Annotated in this window: 17 protein-coding genes; 5 read left to right on the forward strand and 12 right to left on the reverse strand. The window is 55.7% G+C overall.

What is annotated here, in order from left to right:
* Positions 1 to 17: 17 nt before the first annotated feature.
* From tal to pdxA, 6 genes are all read right to left on the reverse strand, one after another.
* Complete coding sequence (gene tal, locus DSD31_RS15630) at positions 18 to 968, reverse strand: transaldolase (RefSeq protein ID WP_004860586.1); 951 nt, start codon at positions 966 to 968, stop codon at positions 18 to 20.
* Between the two features lie 30 nt (positions 969 to 998).
* Positions 999 to 1,457 (reverse strand): ribose 5-phosphate isomerase B, encoded by a 459-nt coding sequence (gene rpiB, locus DSD31_RS15635; protein WP_004860583.1) that lies wholly within the window; start codon positions 1,455 to 1,457, stop codon positions 999 to 1,001.
* Between the two features lie 28 nt (positions 1,458 to 1,485).
* Positions 1,486 to 1,860 carry a PTS glucitol/sorbitol transporter subunit IIA gene (locus DSD31_RS15640; RefSeq protein WP_032717213.1) on the reverse strand — a complete coding sequence of 125 codons (375 nt, stop codon included), beginning with the start codon at positions 1,858 to 1,860 and terminating at the stop codon, positions 1,486 to 1,488.
* 1 nt (position 1,861) lies between these two features.
* Positions 1,862 to 2,881 (reverse strand): 2-keto-3-deoxygluconate permease, encoded by a 1,020-nt coding sequence (locus tag DSD31_RS15645; RefSeq protein ID WP_004860575.1) that lies wholly within the window; start codon positions 2,879 to 2,881, stop codon positions 1,862 to 1,864.
* Between the two features lie 92 nt (positions 2,882 to 2,973).
* Entirely contained in the window at positions 2,974 to 4,692 is a 1,719-nt protein-coding gene (locus DSD31_RS15650) for a four-carbon acid sugar kinase family protein (protein ID WP_004860572.1), read from the reverse strand.
* 36 nt (positions 4,693 to 4,728) lie between these two features.
* Positions 4,729 to 5,736 (reverse strand): 4-hydroxythreonine-4-phosphate dehydrogenase PdxA, encoded by a 1,008-nt coding sequence (gene pdxA / locus DSD31_RS15655; protein ID WP_004860567.1) that lies wholly within the window; start codon positions 5,734 to 5,736, stop codon positions 4,729 to 4,731.
* 245 nt (positions 5,737 to 5,981) lie between these two features.
* Between pdxA and DSD31_RS15660 the strand changes: the two genes are divergently transcribed.
* Together DSD31_RS15660 and DSD31_RS15665 are read left to right on the forward strand one after the other, a co-directional pair.
* Positions 5,982 to 6,776: a triose-phosphate isomerase gene (locus DSD31_RS15660; protein ID WP_004860565.1), complete on the forward strand. Its 795-nt coding sequence runs from the start codon at positions 5,982 to 5,984 to the stop codon at positions 6,774 to 6,776.
* A gap of 35 nt (positions 6,777 to 6,811) precedes the next feature.
* Positions 6,812 to 7,774 carry a sugar-binding transcriptional regulator gene (locus tag DSD31_RS15665; RefSeq protein ID WP_113991170.1) on the forward strand — a complete coding sequence of 321 codons (963 nt, stop codon included), beginning with the start codon at positions 6,812 to 6,814 and terminating at the stop codon, positions 7,772 to 7,774.
* A 182-nt stretch (positions 7,775 to 7,956) separates the two neighbouring features.
* Here DSD31_RS15665 and cobB read toward each other — a convergent pair whose 3' ends face one another.
* From cobB to lolC, 5 genes are all read right to left on the reverse strand, one after another.
* Positions 7,957 to 8,781 (reverse strand): Sir2 family NAD+-dependent deacetylase, encoded by an 825-nt coding sequence (gene cobB, locus DSD31_RS15670; RefSeq protein WP_004860561.1) that lies wholly within the window; start codon positions 8,779 to 8,781, stop codon positions 7,957 to 7,959.
* Between the two features lie 14 nt (positions 8,782 to 8,795).
* Positions 8,796 to 9,707 (reverse strand): N-acetylglucosamine kinase, encoded by a 912-nt coding sequence (gene nagK / locus DSD31_RS15675; RefSeq protein WP_113991171.1) that lies wholly within the window; start codon positions 9,705 to 9,707, stop codon positions 8,796 to 8,798.
* Positions 9,708 to 9,862: 155 nt separating this feature from the next.
* Positions 9,863 to 11,107 carry a lipoprotein-releasing ABC transporter permease subunit LolE gene (gene lolE, locus DSD31_RS15680; RefSeq protein WP_113991172.1) on the reverse strand — a complete coding sequence of 415 codons (1,245 nt, stop codon included), beginning with the start codon at positions 11,105 to 11,107 and terminating at the stop codon, positions 9,863 to 9,865.
* On the reverse strand, positions 11,107 to 11,808 hold the full coding sequence (gene lolD, locus DSD31_RS15685; RefSeq protein WP_004860555.1) for a lipoprotein-releasing ABC transporter ATP-binding protein LolD: 702 nt from the start codon (positions 11,806 to 11,808) through the stop codon (positions 11,107 to 11,109). The genes lolE and lolD overlap by 1 nt, the downstream gene beginning before the upstream one ends.
* Positions 11,801 to 13,000 (reverse strand): lipoprotein-releasing ABC transporter permease subunit LolC, encoded by a 1,200-nt coding sequence (gene lolC / locus DSD31_RS15690; RefSeq protein WP_015584636.1) that lies wholly within the window; start codon positions 12,998 to 13,000, stop codon positions 11,801 to 11,803. The genes lolD and lolC overlap by 8 nt, the downstream gene beginning before the upstream one ends.
* A 565-nt stretch (positions 13,001 to 13,565) precedes the next feature.
* On the opposite strand from lolC, the gene mfd reads away from it, so the two are divergent.
* Complete coding sequence (gene mfd, locus DSD31_RS15695; RefSeq protein WP_004860551.1) at positions 13,566 to 17,012, forward strand: transcription-repair coupling factor; 3,447 nt, start codon at positions 13,566 to 13,568, stop codon at positions 17,010 to 17,012.
* Between the two features lie 169 nt (positions 17,013 to 17,181).
* On the forward strand, positions 17,182 to 18,144 hold the full coding sequence (gene ldtC / locus DSD31_RS15700; protein WP_088912284.1) for a L,D-transpeptidase LdtC: 963 nt from the start codon (positions 17,182 to 17,184) through the stop codon (positions 18,142 to 18,144).
* 213 nt (positions 18,145 to 18,357) lie between these two features.
* Here the strand turns inward: ldtC and bhsA are convergent, their stop codons facing one another.
* A complete protein-coding gene (gene bhsA, locus DSD31_RS15705) occupies positions 18,358 to 18,615 on the reverse strand; it encodes a multiple stress resistance protein BhsA (RefSeq protein WP_004860548.1) in 258 nt (85 codons plus the stop codon).
* Between the two features lie 248 nt (positions 18,616 to 18,863).
* On the opposite strand from bhsA, the gene DSD31_RS15710 reads away from it, so the two are divergent.
* Entirely contained in the window at positions 18,864 to 19,499 is a 636-nt protein-coding gene (locus DSD31_RS15710; protein WP_015584639.1) for a TetR/AcrR family transcriptional regulator, read from the forward strand.
* Positions 19,500 to 19,612: the final 113 nt, after the last annotated feature.

Consider the following 19,612-nt stretch of genomic DNA (forward strand, 5'->3'; position numbering starts at 1 on the left):
AGCTTCTTTCCCTGCCCTTACAGCATCTGCTGAATCTGGTTTTCCAGTTTGACCTGATCGACGGCGAACAGCCGGATACCTTCCGCCAGTTTTTCCACCGCCATCGGATCCTGATGATGCTGCCAGAGGAACGCCGCCTGCGTCATCGGGCTGGGGCGAGTTTCCGTGACGCAGCCTGGCGCCAGCTGGCGACTCAGCGTCCCTGCACTGGCGGCCAGCTCATCGAGCAGCGCCGGGGAGATGGTCAGACGGTCACAGCCCGCCAGCGCCTGGATCTGCTCAATGCGGCGGAAGCTAGCCCCCATCACCACGGTGTCGTAGCCGTGAGATTTGTAGTACTGATAAATCTGGCGCACGGAAACCACGCCCGGATCGCTGTCGACCTGATACTCAGCCTGCGGCTGGTTTTTCTGATACCAGTCATAAATACGCCCGACGAACGGCGAGATTAAAAAGACGCCCGCTTCGGCGCAGGCCCGCGCCTGTGCGAAGGAGAACAGCAGGGTCAGATTACAGTTGATGCCGCTCTGCTCCAGCTCCTCTGCGGCGCGAATGCCCTCCCAGGTGGCGGCGAGTTTGATGAGGATGCGCTCCGGCCCAATGCCGTTCTTTGCATACATCTGGATAAGCTTGCGCGCTTTCGACACGCACATCCCGCGATCCCAGGCAAAACGGGCATCGACTTCGGTAGAAATACGCCCCGGCACGTGACGTAGCACCTCAGTGCCGATATCCACCGCGACCTGATCACAGGCGTTAATCAGCTGGGTTTCTGCGCTGCCGCCCTGCTGACGCGCCTTGCCGATTGCGTCGGCAATCAGCGCCTGATATTGCGGGAGCTGCGCGGCCTTCAGCACCAGCGAAGGGTTGGTGGTGGCATCCTGCGGGGCAAACTTTTTAATCGATTCGATATCACCGGTATCGGCCACCACGGTGGTATATTTTTTCAGCTCGTCTAACTGGCTCATAGTCTGTTCCTTATATTACGACTGCGGATATTAATCTCTGGCGTGCTGGTGTTCGTAATAGTCGATACGCTCCACTTTTGACGCGGAGCCGCCGCCTTCATATTCGGATTCAAGCCAGGCCTGAATAATTTTTTTGCCCAGCTCCGGGCCAATCACGCGCGCGCCAAGGGTAATAATCTGCGCGTTATTACTTTTGCGCGCCCGCTCGGCGGAGAAAGTATCGTGGCATTGGGCGGCACGTACTCCCGGTACTTTATTCGCCACAATGCTCATCCCAATACCGGTGCCGCAAATCAGGATGCCGCGATCGTGCTCGCCCTGCTTTATCGACATCGCCACCGCATGAGCAACATCCGGATAGACCGTACTGCCCTGGCGTTTATCGCTGCTGTAATCCGCGACCTTCATCCCGAGCCCATTCAGATAAGCGACGATAGCGTCGCGGAAAGCATAGGCGGCATCATCCGCACCAATAGCGATTGTTTTCATGATAATTTCCTTAATTTAGCTCCAGGTCTTAATTTAGATCCTGATAGAAAGATATTCGGTCACCACGCTGGATATCATGTGGTGATTGACCACACAGATGTACCATCCCCGGTAATTCAGCCGTTGCAGCACCATCAAAATTTAAAGTGATATGGCCAAGCTGTTTTAAATTTGCCGTTGCAACACTACCTACCGCCGTCACCCGATAAATAGCCTGATTTATTTTCATTATCTGCCCGGGTGATAATTCAGCCGTTAGCTCACTGCCCCGGTGTACCGCGCAATACATCGCAATATCGTCAGGAACGGGCTCAGAGAATAAGATTAGCTTCTGTTCCTGCAGATAGTTTTCAACATACTCCCCGACAGCCGTGATAAGTAATGAATACAACGGCACAGTCATATTATTTGTTTCCTTTTGCGGCATGAGAAGATAATGCCACCTTCTCTTCACTGCTCTTTTCTTTCACCGGTTCAACCACCGGCGCGCGCTTTTTCAGACGTTTATCAAACCAGGCCACCAGTACCGGCGCGGTAATCATCGTGATGATGCTCGCCGTCGCCAGCTGTGCGGTGGCGGCATCAACGTACATCGCCAGCGAGGGGTCGGCTTGAGCGACCATTGCTGGCGTCAGCGCCGAGCTGGCTGCCGTCGTACCCAGCGCGGCTCCCAGCGCGGTTTTCTTCTTCAGGAACAGGTTGTAGATAAAATAGAACACAATGCCGGTCACCGCAGAGATAATGCCGAGCAGGATCCCCGACAGACCGGCGGTAAATACCGTGTTGATACTGGAATTGGCGCCGATAGCAAACGACATAATAATAATGATTAGCGGCTGAGCGGCGGCGCACAGCTGTTTAAAGCGCTCATCAAGGTTGCCCCACAGCATCCCAATCAGCAGCGGGATCAGCATCGACAGCAGCGCGGCGAAAGGAATATTGGCCAGGCCGCTGACCCCCAGCACCATCATAGTAACAAACGGGCCGTCCTTGACGCAGAAGACGGAGATCGCCCCGGCGTCGCTGGCATCGCCGTAGTTGCTGCACAGCGCGATATACAGCGAGCTGTTGGAGCTGGTTAAACAGGCAATCAGCGCCAGCGTGGAAATCCCGAGGAAACCGTTAGGGCCGAACAGCGCCCCCGCAGCCCACACTGCCAGCGCGCCGGCGAGACATTTAAGGAATAGCAGTACCGCACCTTTATAAAGCGGCAGCCCGGCCTGACGGATATTAATCGAGGTGCCGCAAATGAGTAGGAAAATCCCCATCATCGCGCTGGAACCGACTTTGAATAATGCGGTTGTCGGGCCACCGATGCCCAGCACTTCGGGGGCCAGGGTATTAATAAAAATCGCCGCAAGCAGTGGGATAATAATTAAACCGCCTGGCACCTTATTCATCTTTTCAAGTATATTTATGTTCATAGGGTAACTCATAAATTATGATTTGACAGAGATAACGACGCAATACTACCCAGACGACCATTACGCCGATTTTTATTTATATGAATTATTAATTATTGCTGTGCTTCTTTATAAATTCTTTCGACAATGGTGCTAATAATATCCTCCGGCCCGGTTAAACCGCCTTTACCAATGCAAATCAGGCCGGCATAATCGCCGCCGATAATACGCACCATATCGGTTTGCGGTATCACATAGTCAATCATTTCAATTCCCGTGGCGCCGAGTTCTTTAAGAACATTCACCATCGTGTCGCCACCGGTCATATACAGACCTTTAATTTCTCCCGACGCGCAGCTAAGCACTTCACGGACAATATTCCCCAATCCCTGGTTAATATTTTTCGCAGCCTGACCGTGCGCCAGACCAAAGCGCTGTTCTTCTTCCTGTAGATCCAGCAGTCGTCCGGTTAACGCTGATTCAAAAACGAATATGGCGTTCTGCTGCGCCGGTACGCACTGCCGGGCATGCTGTACCACGCGATTAACTTCGATTTCAGCGGCGTTTTTCCTGTCGACCAACAGTTCGGCGTCAACGGGGATGTGGCAAACCCTTTCATCATTGGCGATCAGATGCTGGAGCTGCTTTTTCGTCACCGGCGTTGCGCTACCGGCAACCACAAGAATCGATCCGCGCTGGCTTTCCGCTGCCGTCGTCGCTGATACGCTACTTCGCGTCTCCCGCATCAGGCCACGACGCACCGCCAGTCGTTCGGTAAAGGGGCCCGGGTCGACCGCCAGTACGTTCCAGTTCAGCGCAACCACCGCCCCGGCAATCGCATCGACATCTTCCACGGTAATGGCATCGACCACAATCACCCGCACGCCGCGCTGCTGCTGTTCCTGGAGATCCTCCTGCAACTGCCCCTCGCCTTTCATCACCGAGGCCAGCGCGATATGTCCAACCTGATGATGAGTCTGCGCCGCCAGCAGCCCCGGCACCCAGGACTCGGTAACCGGAGTGCGTACATCGCGTGCCACATCTGTGCGTGAAAGCGCGACGGAGTCAATCACCGAGTAGCCGCCAACCAGAATACGCCGCGACTGCGGCATAGCCGGCACCACAACGGCAACCGTTTCCAGCGGCAGTTGCTCCAGCATGGCGTCGATTTCAAAACCTATGCCGCCGCGCAGGGTGGTATCGATACGCTTGGTAAAGTAGTGCGCGCCGCGGGTCTGCAGCTGTTTCACCGCGGCGCTGACCTGCTGCTGGGCTTCCGCTTTCGGCAGAGGACGGCTGTCGCTGCTGACCACCATCGCCGGATACTCCACCTCATTGCGAGCGAAGGATTCGGTATCGAAGAACGCGGCGGTTTTTAAACCGCTGCGCGCCAGTAATACCCCAACGGTGGTCGCACCGGTCAGATCGTCGGCGACGATCCCCAGCTTACCGCCTTCCCCTTGCGGCCAGACCATTTCGATGCAGGCCGGCGTCACGCCGGAAACATAGATGCCTTCATGAATAAACTCCGCCAGCGGACCGCTTTTACCGGTTGGATGCAGGTTGATAGTCGGAATACCCCGTTTCGGATAGAGCCCACAGCGCAACGTACCGCCGCAATCAATAACCATCAAACCAATTTCGTCTTCCGGTGGCTCGCCGTTCTTAAAGACGTCAACGGAAGGCCAGCCGGTCAGCTCACTCAGTCGTTCAACAACCGGGGGAACCAATCCCCCGGTGATATAAGCAATCTTTTTGCTCTGATGGATATCAATCGTCAGCGGCCCACCCCAGCCTTTACTGCCTTTGCTAATCAACAGATGCTTTTCCATCTCTTTGTCCTCATTGATTCGCATTAACGCCCGCGATTATTGATGTTTCATTTTCCAGTAACGCGCCGCGACCAGCGTCGATTCCAGCATGCTGACGGTTCCTGCTTTGCCAGTACCGGCAATATCGAAAGCGGTCCCGTGGTCAACGGAGCTGCGCATAAACGGCAGGCCGAAGGTGATAGTAATGGAGCGTTCAAAGTCGAGGGTTTTGCAGGCGATATGCCCCTGGTCGTGGTACAGGGAAAGGATCGCGTCATAACGTCCCTGCTTGCCAAGATGGAATACCGAATCCGCCGGAACCGGGCCAATCGCATTGATTCCCATCTCCTGCGCCGCCTTCACCGCCGGAATCAGGTTGTCCGCTTCCTCGTGACCAAACAGGCCGTTATCAGAAGCGTGCGGGTTAAGCGCCGCAACCGCGATACGCGGATTGGCAATTTTGAGGGCGGTGAACTCATGGTGAATTTGCTGTACGCAGGCCAGCACGCGTTCTTTGTTGGCATAATCACACGCCGCTTTCAACGCCATATGGCGACTGACGAAGAACACCCGCAATTTTTGAACATGAAACATCGTCAGGCCATAATCTGACTGCGTTTCAACCTGATAGATCTCGGTATGACCCGGTAATTTACAGCCTGCCAGCTTAATCGCTTCTTTATGAATCGGCGCCGTCGAGACCACATCAATCAGGCCTGCTTTACCTAATTCGATGGATTTCATCACATAATCTAGCGACATTTTTCCCGCCAACTGCTGCACTTTTCCCCATTCAATGCTGTCGCAATCGTAATCGCCGGTTTCCATCACATCGATGGTTCCCCAGCGATACAGCGCTTCCTCCGGGTGTGTGATTTTGTTCAACGCAAAATCACATCCCATGATCTTCATCGCCCGGGCGACAATGGGGATCGATCCAATCAGAAAAGGTTGGCACTCGTCATACACGCTTTTATCCATCATGGTGGCAACGGTGATCTCCGGGCCGATCCCAGCAGGATCGCCGATAGTGATTGCGACAACAGGTTTTTTTTCTTGTGACATCGTGGGCCTCTCGTAGTTGAACGTCATTTTGTTCATATGTTCACTTGCTAATCATATGAGCAAAACATTACCTGAGGATTAAGAAGATATTGGTGATCTTTGTCACATAAAAAAATCAACCGAATTATTTAATAAAAAAATGTGATCTAACATATGTTCACACAGTGATAAAAAGTTCAATCTTTCACAGCGGTGAATAAACCATGTTCACAACGCATTGATTTACTTACGATGGAGAACGAAAGATGAAGACAATTTGGTTAGGCACCAGTTGGAAGATGAACAAGCCGCTTTCCGAAGCGATGCAATGGTGCGAGATTTTGGCGCAGCGTCTGGGGCAGGTTGTTCATCCGGATATTCAGCCTTTTGTCATCCCTCCTTTTACGGCCATTCATCCGGTCAGCCGCTATTTGCAGGAGCGACATATTCGCTGTCTGACCGGCGCGCAAAATATGCATGAAGCCGACAGCGGTCCATGGACAGGTGAAATATCCGCAGACATGCTGCTGGAAGCGGGAGCGACGCTTGTTGAGCTCGGTCATTCCGAACGACGCGGTGCCTTCAACGAAACCGACGCCGCCATTAACAGAAAGGTCCATAGCGCGTTGCGTCATGGCTTGCGTCCGCTGATATGTATTGGCGACAGCGCCGAAGAGAAAAGCTGGCAGGTCTCGCGCGAAACGGTCGTCCGTCAGATGAAAATCGCCCTTCATGGCTTAAGCCGGCAGCAGGTTGTAGACACGCTTGTTGCCTATGAACCAATCTGGGCGATTGGCGAACAGGGTACGCCGGCCCGTCCGGAGCAAGCAGGAGAGATCCATCGGGCGCTACGCCAGGGGCTATGTGAACTTTTTGGTCAGGAAACCGGGCTGCAAATCCCCCTGCTCTACGGCGGCAGCGTTAACAAGCAAAATGCGGTGGAATTACTGCAACAAGAGGATGTCGACGGTCTCTTCATTGGCCGGGCGGCCTGGGACGCCACTGGCTATTGTGAAATCGTTCAACGCGTTACACAGGAATTTATTCTTAAGTCGCAGTAATATTAGGCGGACATCAGAGATGGAAACACCAAACGATGACTGAACAAGACCCAGATTATGCACTGCTGACCGAAATCGCCGTGGCCTATTATGACCAGGAACAAACTCAGGAAGAGATTGCCCAGCGATTCGGCATTTCACGGATTAAAGTCGGTCGGCTGCTGAAAAAAGCCCGACAGGAAGGGATTGTGGAGATCAGCGTGAAATATCACCCGGTCTTTAGCTCGCAGATAGAGCAGCAGTTTATTTCCCATTTCGGCATCAAACGCGCCTTAATCGCCCTGGACCACCATGATGAAGACGAACAACGTCAGCAGGTGGCGGCGTTGGTCAGTAACTACCTTGCCGGCATCTTAAAGAATGATATGACGGTGACCGTCGGACAAGGGCGCAATGTGGCTGCCGTCGCCAACCACGTTGGGATCTTCCCGGAGCGGCACTGCCGTTTTATCTGTGGAATCGGCGGAACCAAACGCGACAACCAGCTCATAGATGCCGATCACATCAGCCGTAACCTGGCACGTAAATTTAACGGCTTCAGTGAAACGCTCTACGCCCCTGCATATGTTGAAACTCCGGAGTTGCGAGCGGCATTTATGCAAAACCGCCTCGTCAAAGCGACCCTTGAGCAGGCCAGCAAAGCTGACGTTGCGATAATTGGTCTCGGCGATATGAATGAGAACAGCTTTATGGTTCAGCTCGGCTGGTTTTCCCCCAAAGAGATTGCGACAGCCCGGCAGGATCAGGGAGTGGTGGGAGATATCGCCGGATACAGTTTTTTCAATATCCAGGGGAAACCGGTCGATACCGTTATGAACGATCGGGTTATCGGCCTGAGTCTTGAACAACTGCGGTCCATCCCCTGCGTCATTGCCATCGCCTCGGAAAGTACCAAAGCAACGGCGATACTCGGCGCCCTGCGCACTGGCGTCATCGATGTCCTCGCCACCAGCGCGTCCAACGCCCGCGCGGTCATCAATATGCACAAAGCGTTATAAAACGTGGCGCGTGGTGCGGCCTGCATAACCGGGGAGCGCTGGCCGTTGCTCCGGTTTGCCGCCTGCTCTGCTGTCATACCCGGCGGGAACGATCGGGCCGATATGAAACAGGCCGCCTATGAAAAACATAGAGCGGCCTGGTGTCTTTCGCGCCCGGCAATCAACGCCATCGCGCGACGGAATCAGAGATCTTTCAACAGCCGGTCGACGAATGCCGGTACAACCTCGCTCGCCAGACCATAGTGTTTTTCGGCAAATTCGCTGCCGACCTGGCTGGGTTCGAGGTTGAGCTCCACGGTATGCGCTCCCTGCAGACGGGCTTCGTGCACGAAACCTGCCGCCGGGTAAACGTGCCCGGAAGTGCCAATGGCGATGAAGATATCGGCATCGGCCAGCGCGTTGTAAATGTCATCCATCCCCAGCGGCATCTCCCCAAACCAGACCACGTGCGGGCGCAGCGGCGCCGGGAACTGACAGCAGTGGCACTTATCTTCCGCCGTGACGTCTCCGGTCCACTCCAGCACCTGTCCGCTCCACGAACAGCGCACCTTCAACAGCTCGCCGTGCATATGAATCACCCGGCGGTTTCCCGCGCGTTCGTGCAGGTTATCAATGTTCTGGGTGACCAGCACAAATCGATCGCCCAACGCCGCTTCCAGCCGCGCCAGCGCCTGATGTGCCGCATTCGGCGCTATCTCGGGGCTCTGCAGCTGCCGGCGACGGGCGTTATAAAATGCCTGCACCAGCGCAGGATCGCGGGCGAAGCCTTCCGGCGTCGCCACATCTTCCACCCGGTGCTCTTCCCACAAACCATCGGCCGCGCGAAACGTTTTAATACCTGACTCCGCCGAAATGCCGGCGCCGGTCAGCACCACAACCCTGGGTTTATCTACTGTTTCCACAGCCGCCTTATCCTCTTTAAAAAAAATCCGCTGGCGCAGACGTTCACGCAAGCGACGTTTATTGCGACGAAAACGGCTCAATCGGTGTAAGCGGCGCGACAACATAGCTCCCCCTGTGGTTAATGAGTCAAATGAAGGAAGGCCGCACCGCGCATACCTCCGGCATCGCCATGGCGCGCACGTTCAATACGCGGTACCCGGGCAACCGGAAGTAAATGTCGCGGCAGGCGCTGCGCCAGCCCTTCGCTTATGGCAGTAAAGTTAGACAATCCTCCGCCAAGCACCAGCAGATCCGGATCAACGATAGTCAGAATATTACCCAGACAGACCGCCAGCAGGTCAAGATAGCGTTCGACGTGCTCACGCGCCCGCGCATCGCCCTGCTGCCAGAGCGCCACGATGTCGGGTGAAGTCAGGGTGTGTTGATAGAAATGTTCATAGAGCCAGGCAAAACCGCGGCCGGAGAGATAGTTTTCAATGCAGCCCAGCTGGCCGCAGCCGCAGCGGGTGAGCGGGAAATCACGCCCCGCCACCTCCAGCGCATCCACCGGCAGCCGGATATGGCCAAATTCACCGGTAATATAGCTATGTCCGGTAATCGATTTACCGTTGAGGACCAGGCCGCCGCCCACTCCGGTACCGAGAATCAGCCCCATGACCAGCGGATATTGCGTAAATTCATCGTCCCAGGCTTCGGAGAGAGCAAAGCAGTTGGCATCGTTATCCAGACGGACTTCACGCCCGAGCCGGGCGCTCAGATCGCTGCGCAGCGACTGACCGCTGGCAGCGGGAACGTTGGCGGCATACAGCGTGCCGTCCGCAGTTTCCGGCATTCCCGGAATCCCAATCCCCACCGTCCCCTGACAGTCAAAGCGGCTGTCAGCTTCATGGACCAGCGCCTCTACCGCCTGCAGAAAGTCGGCATAACTCTCCTTCGGCGTGGCAACGCGTTTTTCCCACTGCAATCGCCGCGCGCTATCAAACACGCCCAGCGCTATTTTGCTGCCACCAATGTCAAATCCGTAGTACATAGCAATTCCTCTTTACTGACCGAAAAGGTCAGGACGTAAAGAGTGGACGACAGAAGTTCTTGTAGGTCCGCGCAAGCGAAGCGCCAGCGGGCGCAATGTCAGGCGGCGGCTTCGCCTTACCCGACCTACGAGTTCATCCCCCGCAATCCACTGAATTACTGGCCACTCAGCACCCTCGCCGGGTCTATGCGGCTGGCGCGGCGGGCGGGATACCAGCTGGCCAGCAAACTCAGCAACAGTGCCGTCACCAGCACATAAATAACATCCAGCCAGTGCAGTTCAGACGGCAGGAAGTCAATAAAATAGATGTCGCCGGACAAGAATTTGTGCCCGATCAGGTATTCGAGGCCGTTGATGATGGACGTCAGATTCAGCGCACAAATGACGCCGATCGCCACGCCAATCAGGCTCCCGACCGAACCGGCAAGCAAACCATACCAGACAAAAATGGCGCGGATCAGGCCATCTTTCGCCCCGAGCGTGCGCAGTACCGCAATATCGCTGCGTTTATCTTTCACCGCCATCACCAGGGTGGAAACGATGTTAAAGCAGGCCACGCCTATCACCAGCACCATCGCGAGGTACATAATGGCGCGGATCATCTGAATATCACGATACATATAACCGTAAGTCCCGATCCAGCTTTTGATGTAAACGTAGCTGTTGGTCACTTCGCCGGCATCACGCACCAGCGTGTTGGCGTGGAACACATCGGTAACTTTAATCGCAATCCCGGTCACGCTGCCAGCCATCTCCAGATACTGTTGGGCATCGCTCATCGGGATCATCGCAAAACTGTGATCGAGCTGGCCGCTGAGCTGCAAAATCCCGGTCACATGCAGCCTGACGCGTTTCGGCTGCAGGAGCTGATGTTCGGCGTCAGAGTTGGGGATCATGATGGAAACCCAGTCGCCCTGCTTCACGTGCAGCGCATCCGCCACCCCTTTACCGAGAATGACCTGCTGTTCGCCGGCTTTAAAATTAGCCCACGCGTTATTCTGAACAAACTGAGGCAGCGAACTCAGGCGGCTTTCCTGCTGCGGATCGACACCCTTGACCTGAATGGCGCGCATGTTGCTGCCGCTCTCCACCAGCCCGGTGAAGTTAATATACGGCGCCGCGGCAACGATCCCTTTAACCTTTTCCACCTTCGCCAGCGCGTCGTTCCAGTTGGTCCACGGCTGCTTCACCGGCTCGATTTCGCCATGCGGCACCACGGCCAGAATTCGGTTGTTCAGCTCACGTTCAAAACCGTTCATTGCGCTGAGGCCGACGATCAATACCGCCACCCCGAGCGCAATCCCGATGGTTGAAATCACCGAAATCAGCGACACCATGCCGCCACGCCGCCGCCCGCGGCTAAAACGCAGGGCAATCAATAACGATAACGGAGAAGTCATTACCTGGCCCCCATCAGGGTCAGTTCCGCGTCCAGATGGCCATCACGCATCTCCAGCTGGCGATTCATCCGTTTGGCCAGTTGCAGGTCGTGGGTCACCACCAGAAAAGCGGTGCGCTGGGCAACGTTCAGTTCCCCCAGCAGCTGAAAAATACTGTCGGCGTTGCGGGCATCGAGGTTACCGGTCGGCTCATCCGCCAGCACCAGCCGCGGCTTGTTGACCAGCGCCCGGGCAATCGCCACCCGCTGGCGCTCGCCGCCGGATAGCTCTGACGGGCGGTGGTTGCTGCGGTGTTCCAGCCCCACGGCATGCAGCATCGCCTTAGCCTGACGTTCAATATCCGCTGCTTTCTGTTTGCCAATCAGCAGCGGCATTGCCACGTTTTCAAGGGCGGTGAAATCCGGCAACAGGTGGTGGAACTGATAGATAAAACCCAGTTCACGGTTACGCAGGTCGGCTCGCGCGGCCGCAGAGAGCCGGTTCATCGACTGCCCGGAGAAGATCACATCGCCGGAGGTCGGCGTATCCAGTCCGCCGAGCAGATGGAGCAGCGTACTTTTCCCGGAACCCGAGGTACCGACAATCGCCATCATCTCCCCTTCCTCAATGCTGAAGCTGACATTGTGCAACACGTCGGTTTGCACAGTGCCTTCCTGATAGCGTTTGCACAGATTGTCGCATTGCAGCAGGATCTTATTCATAACGTAAAGCCTCAGCGGGTTGAGTGGCGGCAGCGCGCCAGGAAGGATACAACGTTGATAACAATGCCAGCACCATGGCCACCAGAACGATAATCGTCACCTGTAAAGGCTCGATTGCGACCGGCAGCGCAGCGCCGTCAAGGAACGCGCCGATAATCGGCATTAAATTATTTAACTGGCTGGCAAGCAGTACGCCGAATGCGGCGCCAAGCAAAGCGCCGACGATCCCGGCGCTGGCCCCCTGGACCATAAAGACCAGCATAATCTGTCGCGGGGTTAGCCCCAGGGTTTGCAAAATCGCCACCTCGCCCTGTTTTTCCATGACCATCATCCCCAGCGAGGTAATGATATTAAACGCCGCAACGGCCACGATCAGGCTCAGCAGCAGGCCCATCATATTTTTTTCCATACGCACGGCCTGGAACAGCTCGCCTTTCCGCTCGCGCCAGTCCTGCCACTTCGTTCCCTGCGGCAGCGCCTGCTGGCTGAGGGTATCCACCTGCAAAGGCTGACTCAACCACAGACGCCAGCCGGTAATGTTACCCAGCGGGTAGCGCATCAGGCGCGAGGCGTCGTCGATATTGGTCAACATCTGATAGCCGTCCACTTCACTGTTGGCGGCAAAGGTGCCGATAACGTTAAACAGTCGTTGGCTGGGCACCCGCCCCATTGGCGTGAACTGACTGGCTGAGGGCACCATGACCCGAATCCGATCGCCGCGGTTGACCCCCAGCTGACCGGCAAGCTGTTCGCCCAGAATAACGTTATATTTCCCGGCCTGAAGATCGCTTTGCTTCACGTTAACGAGATAGGGAGTGAGCGGATCGTTTTGCGTCGGGTCGATACCCAGCATCACGCCAACTGCGACGCTGCGGGCGCTTTGCAGCACCACATCGCCGGTCGTTAATGGCGCAATACGCGTAACGCCCTGTAATTTGATGGCGCTTTCCGGCAGTTGCTGAGGGTTCACCGAGCCCTGCTGTGCGCTGATCATGGCCTGCGGCATCAGCCCCAGGATGTTGTTCTGCAGCTCGCGCTCGAAGCCGTTCATGACCGAAAGCACGGTCACCAGCGCCATCACGCCAAGCGTAATGCCGATGGTGGATAGCCAGGAGACGAAACGACCGAAGCGGTCGGCTGCGCGCCCGCGCATGTAGCGAAGGCCGATAAAGAGTGCGGCAGGTTGGTACATGTAATCCATCTGGTTGCTGATAGCCGATGCACGAGTATATATGGCATAGCACAACGCGTAAATCACTGAAACGGTAAGTTTTTGTCGCGCAATAAGAAAAAAGTAAAGATAAATCAAATGGATATTTGATTAGTCAGCGCATATCTATCAGAATCTTTCCCCGTGGCGGGTCCTCTCACCGTCAATCAGGTTGGCGAATACGGGTCAATCGCGGATAATCATCAACATTGAATATTAGCGGTTTGCCCTTATATACCCGTCATACTTCAAGCTGCATGTGCATTGGCGACGCTGGTTTACCCGAATCACTTACCTGCGTAAGCTCATCGGGTCGCAATCGGCAAAATGAGGGACCTCTTTGTCCCTCGCCAGAGGCATCGTCGACTGTTCAGGTTCGTTCCTGACGAATTTGTCGCTCACTTGCCGCGTAACCTGGCCTGTGGCCTTGTCCCTTCGGGGTCAGTGCAAGCGCTGTTCAACAATGCCTGAGGTGTTTTTGAGCAGCAATTCGAAATATTTAGGGTACACATATCGAGCGAATCAAGAAGGGATCCTGATAACAGCTATGCCTCAACAATACCGATACACACTGCCGGTCAAGCCCGGCGAACAGCGGCACCTCGGTGAATTAACCGGCGCGGCTTGTGCCACGTTGGTTGCGGAAATGGCCGAGCGCCACGGTGGGCCGGTTATACTCGTCGCCCCCGATATGCAAAATGCCCTGCGCCTGAACGATGAAGTTCGCCAGTTTACCGACAGCATGGTGACGGGCCTGGCAGACTGGGAAACGCTACCTTACGATAGCTTCTCGCCGCATCAGGACATTATCTCTTCCCGCCTCGCCACTCTCTATCAATTACCCACCATGCAGCGCGGCGTGCTGATCGTGCCGGTCAGCACACTCATGCAGCGCGTCTGTCCGCATAATTTCCTCCACGGACACGCGCTGGTGATGAAAAAAGGCCAGCGTCTGTCGCGTGACGCCCTGCGCACTCAGCTGGACAGCGCCGGCTATCGCCATGTGGATCAGGTAATGGAACACGGGGAGTACGCCACCCGCGGCGCCCTGCTTGACCTGTTCCCGATGGGTAGCGAGCAACCCTACCGCCTCGACTTCTTCGATGATGAAATCGACAGCCTGCGCCTGTTCGACGTCGACAGCCAGCGTACGCTGGAAGAGGTGGCCGCCATTAATCTGCTGCCCGCACATGAGTTCCCGACCGATCAGGCGGCGATTGAGCTGTTCCGTAGCCAGTGGCGCGACCGTTTTGAGGTCAAGCGGGACGCCGAACATATCTATCAGCAGGTCAGCAAAGGGACCTTACCGACCGGGATTGAATACTGGCAGCCGCTGTTTTTCAGTGAGCCGCTGCCGCCGCTGTTCAGCTACTTCCCGGCAAACGCCCTGATCGTCAATACCGGCGATCTGGAAGCCAGCGCCGGGCGTTTTCAGAACGAAACCCGCGCCCGTTTCGAAAGCCGCGGCGTCGACCCGATGCGTCCGCTGCTGCCGCCGGAACAGCTCTGGCTGCGGATCGACGAACTGTTCAGCGAGCTGAAAAAATGGCCGCGTATTCAGTTAAAAACGGAGCGTCTGGCCGAGAAAGCCGCCAATATTAACCTCGGCTATCAAACGCTGCCGGACCTTTCGGTGCAGGCACAGAACAAAGCGCCGCTGGACAATCTGCGTCGTTTCCTCGAAACCTTTAACGGCCCGGTTATTTTCTCGGTTGAGAGCGAAGGTCGCCGGGAGGCGCTGGGCGAAGTGCTGGCGCGCATCAAAATTGCGCCGAAACATATTCTGCGGCTGGAAGAAGCCACCGGCAACGGCCGCTATTTAATGATTGGCGCCGCCGAACACGGGTTTATCGATAGCCCGCGTAATCTGGCACTGATTTGCGAAAGCGACCTGCTGGGCGAGCGCGTGGCGCGTCGTCGCCAGGATTCACGCCGCACCATTAACCCCGACACCTTAATCCGTAACCTGGCGGAACTGCATATCGGCCAGCCGGTGGTGCACCTGGAGCATGGCGTTGGTCGTTATGCCGGTATGACCACGCTGGAAGCTGGCGGCATCAAAGGGGAATACCTGATGCTGACCTACGCCAACGATGCCAAACTGTATGTGCCGGTGTCATCATTGCATCTGATTAGCCGCTACGCCGGCGGGGCAGAAGAGAGCGCCCCGCTGCATAAACTCGGTGGCGATGCCTGGGCGCGCGCGCGGCAGAAAGCGGCGGAAAAAGTGCGCGACGTGGCGGCGGAACTGCTCGATATTTACGCCCAGCGCGCGGCGAAATCGGGCTTTGCCTTTAAGCACGATCGCGAACAGTACCAGCTATTCTGCGACGGTTTCCCGTTTGAGACCACGCCGGATCAGGCGCAGGCAATTAACGCCGTTCTCAGCGACATGTGTCAACCGCTGGCCATGGACCGCCTGGTCTGTGGCGACGTCGGCTTCGGTAAAACCGAAGTAGCGATGCGTGCCGCGTTCCTGGCAGTGGAGAACCACAAGCAGGTCGCGGTCCTGGTGCCAACCACCCTGCTCGCGCAGCAGCACTTCGATAATTTCTGCGACCGCTTTGCCAACTGGCCGGTACGCATTGAAATGCTGTCACGCTTTCGCAGCGCGAAAGAGCAGGCGCAGATTCTTGAACAGGCCGCCGAGGGTAAAATCGATATTCTTATCGGCACGCATAAGCTGCTGCAAAGCGAAGTCAAACTGCGCGACCTTGGGCTGCTGATCGTCGATGAAGAGCATCGCTTCGGGGTTCGCCACAAAGAGCGAATCAAGGCGATGCGTGCCGACGTCGATATTCTGACGCTGACCGCCACGCCGATCCCACGAACGCTGAACATGGCGATGAGCGGAATGCGGGATCTGTCCATTATTGCCACGCCGCCCGCCCGCCGTCTGGCGGTGAAAACCTTCGTCCGGGAGTATGACTCGCTGGTGGTTCGCGAGGCGATTCTGCGTGAAGTGCTGCGCGGCGGCCAGGTCTACTACCTCTATAACGACGTGGAGAATATCCAGAAAGCGGCGGATCGACTCGCGGAGCTGGTGCCGGAGGCACGTATTGCCATCGGTCACGGGCAGATGCGCGAGCGCGAGCTGGAACGGGTGATGAATGATTTCCACCACCAGCGCTTTAACGTGCTGGTCTGTACCACCATCATTGAGACCGGGATCGATATCCCGACCGCCAATACCATTATCATCGAGCGCGCGGACCATTTCGGTCTGGCTCAGCTGCACCAGCTGCGCGGACGCGTTGGCCGCTCGCATCATCAGGCCTATGCCTGGCTGCTGACGCCGCACCCGAAAGCGATGACCACCGATGCGCAAAAGCGTCTGGAAGCCATCGCCTCGCTGGAGGATCTCGGCGCCGGTTTCGCGCTGGCTACGCATGACCTGGAAATCCGCGGTGCCGGCGAGCTGCTGGGCGAAGATCAGAGCGGGCAGATGACCACCATCGGTTTTTCGCTCTATATGGAGCTTCTGGAGAATGCTGTCGATGCGCTGAAAGCCGGACGCGAACCTTCGCTTGAGGATCTGACCAGCCAGCAGACTGAAGTTGAGCTGCGTATGCCTTCACTGTTGCCGGACGACTTTATTCCTGATGTGAATACCCGACTCTCGTTCTACAAGCGGATTGCCAGCGCCAGGAATGAGCACGACCTGGAAGAGATTAAAGTCGAACTGATTGACCGCTTCGGCCCGCTGCCGGATGCGGCGAGAAACCTGCTGGATATCGCCCGCCTGCGTCAACAGGCGCAGAAGCTGGGTATCCGGAAGCTGGAGGGTAATGAGAAAGGCGGCGTGATTGAGTTCAATGAAAAGAACAACGTCAACCCGGTATGGCTGATTGGCCTGCTGCAAAAACAGCCACAGCACTTCCGCCTGGATGGTCCGACGCGACTGAAGTTCATGCAGGATCTTGGCGAGCGTAAAACGCGGATGGAGTGGGTTCGCCAGTTTATGCGTCAGTTAGAAGAGAACGCGACCGCATAATCGCAGCGCGGAGACGGTGCCCGTCGCCGTCTTCCGCGCCTGTTTTTCTTCCGTCGCGGTCACACCCGGTAAACTTTACAAACATTTTGCAATTCACCAGGGTTTCCCCACAGATGCCCGCGCGATAATCCCCGTCTGTTTCCTCATAAAAAATAACCACTTATTTATTATGACTACTCTCATATCGCGTTTCTCACTGTGGCTGATAATGGTGGCCGTTGCTGGCGTCCTGGCCCTTCCTGCCCGCGCCAATACCTGGCCCTTACCGCCGTCAGGCAGCCGCCTCGTCGGGCAAAATCAGTTTCACGTCGTCCAGAATAACGGCGGTTCGCTGGAAGCTATCGCCAAAAAATACAACGTGGGCTTTCTGGCATTACTTCAGGCTAATCCCGGCGTCGACCCTTACGTTCCGCGTGCCGGCAGCGTGCTGACCATTCCGCTCCAGACTCTACTGCCGGAAGCGCCGCGCGAAGGGCTGGTGATTAATCTCGCCGAGCTTCGCCTCTACTATTACCCGCCGGGGAAAAACGAGGTCACCGTCTACCCTATCGGTATCGGCCAGTTGGGAGGCGATACCCTGACCCCTACGATGATCACCACCGTCTCCGACAAGCGCGCAAATCCAACCTGGACGCCGACGGCGAATATTCGCGCACGGTATAAGGCGATGGGGATAGAACTCCCGGGCGTGGTACCTGCCGGGCCGGATAACCCGATGGGCCACCATGCTATCCGCCTTGCGGCCTACGGCGGCGTCTATCTGCTGCATGGCACGAATGCCGATTTTGGCATCGGAATGCGCGTCAGCTCCGGCTGTATCCGCCTACGCGATGACGACATCAAAACCCTGTTTAAGCACGTCACCCCAGGGACAAAAGTCAATATTATCAACACGCCAGTGAAAGTCTCCGTGGAGCCTGACGGTAGACGCTTGGTGGAAATCCATCAGCCGCTGTCCAAACACTTAAATGACGATCCGCAGACGCTGCCGATAGTCCTGAATAGTGAAATGATGGCGTTTAAGCAGGCCGCGCAGACCGATCAGACGGTGATGGATCGTGCGATGACGCTGCGTTCAGGTATGCCGATTGACGTTACCCGCCACCATACTGCTGGCGAGCAGTCATTGTAAGTGCGTAGACTGAAATAAAAAAACCGCCCCTGGGGGCGGTTTTTTTATGGGATAACAAAGGGGTAAAACGATAGTGCGACGCTTCGCGGTTTCATAAAGGGGTGAAAACCGCGTCACGTAAGTGGCATAACAGGGAACAACTTACTGCTCGCGGCCTGATAAAGGGGTCAGGGGTCGCGTTTTGTCAGTGGCATGACAGGGGTAAAACGAAACTTATTTGTAGATAACCGCAGTGCCATGCAGGGTGTTTGGACCCGTGACTGAGGTGATACGGAAAGAGGTTGCGCCCATTTCTTCCGCTTTCTGCGCCAGCTGGTCTTCCAGCGAGCCCAGGTTTGTCCCGGCGGAGGCAGAAACAGTACCTATTTTGTGTTGGCCGGCAGGTGTGGATTGCACCTCAACAGCCGCGAAGCTGGCGAAAGAAAGAGAGCTTAGCACGGCGGCCAGCGTCAGCGTTTTGATGTTTTTCATGATTATTATACCTATGCAGATGATTTTTTTAGTAGGGTCGCAAGAATTAACTAACGATCGATAGGTAAATAATAATGTGACCTATATCACACGTCAATGAATTTTTATAACGATCGTTTATTTATTTATAAACAACTTAAAATTCATACATATATGAATTATTTATTTTTGCGGGTTCAGCGCTGGAAGGTTGTAACGTTTGTTTTTATAATGCCCCTTCAACAAACCAACATAGGTACAGCGGCATCATGACAACTGACGTTCAAAGTTGCACAAAAAAAAGCCGTGGCCGACCTAAAGTGTTCGACAAGGAAGCGGCGCTGGATAAGGCTATGGCACTTTTCTGGCAGCACGGCTACGAGGCAACTTCTCTTGCCGATCTGGTGGAGGCGACCGGGGCAAAAGCACCGACGCTGTACGCTGAGTTCGTCAACAAGGAAGGGTTATTTCGCGCGGTTCTGGATCGCTATATTTCACGTTTTGCCGCCAGACATGAAGCGCTGTTGTTTGCCGAAGAAAAATCAGTCGATCAGGCGCTGCGGGACTATTTCACCGCCATTGCCACCTGCTTTACCAGCAAAGACACGCCGGCAGGCTGCTTTATGATCAATACTTCCGCGGCGCTGGCGGCATCATCTACCGCGATCGCCAATACCATTAAGTCGCGGCACGCGATGCAGGAACAAACGCTGACCCAGTTCCTCCAGCAGCGTCAGCTGCGCGGTGAGCTGCCGGAAAACGGCGATGTGCGACAGCTGGCGCAGTTCTTAAACTGCGTGTTGCAAGGGATGTCCATCAGCGCACGCGAAGGGGCTGATTTCACCAGACTGATGCAAATCGCCGATACCACTCTGCGGCTGTGGCCGCAAATCCTCCAGCACTAATCTGCGCTTCCCCGGTGACGGTCGCCACCGGGTTTTCACCCTTCTTCCCTGATTAACCCCAATTTTACTCATGTTTTCACGCTGTTAGGTGTCAATTTTGTTGTAAATGATAT

Source organism: Klebsiella sp. X13, assembly GCF_003323835.1.
Taxonomy (GTDB): domain Bacteria; phylum Pseudomonadota; class Gammaproteobacteria; order Enterobacterales; family Enterobacteriaceae; genus Klebsiella; species Klebsiella ornithinolytica.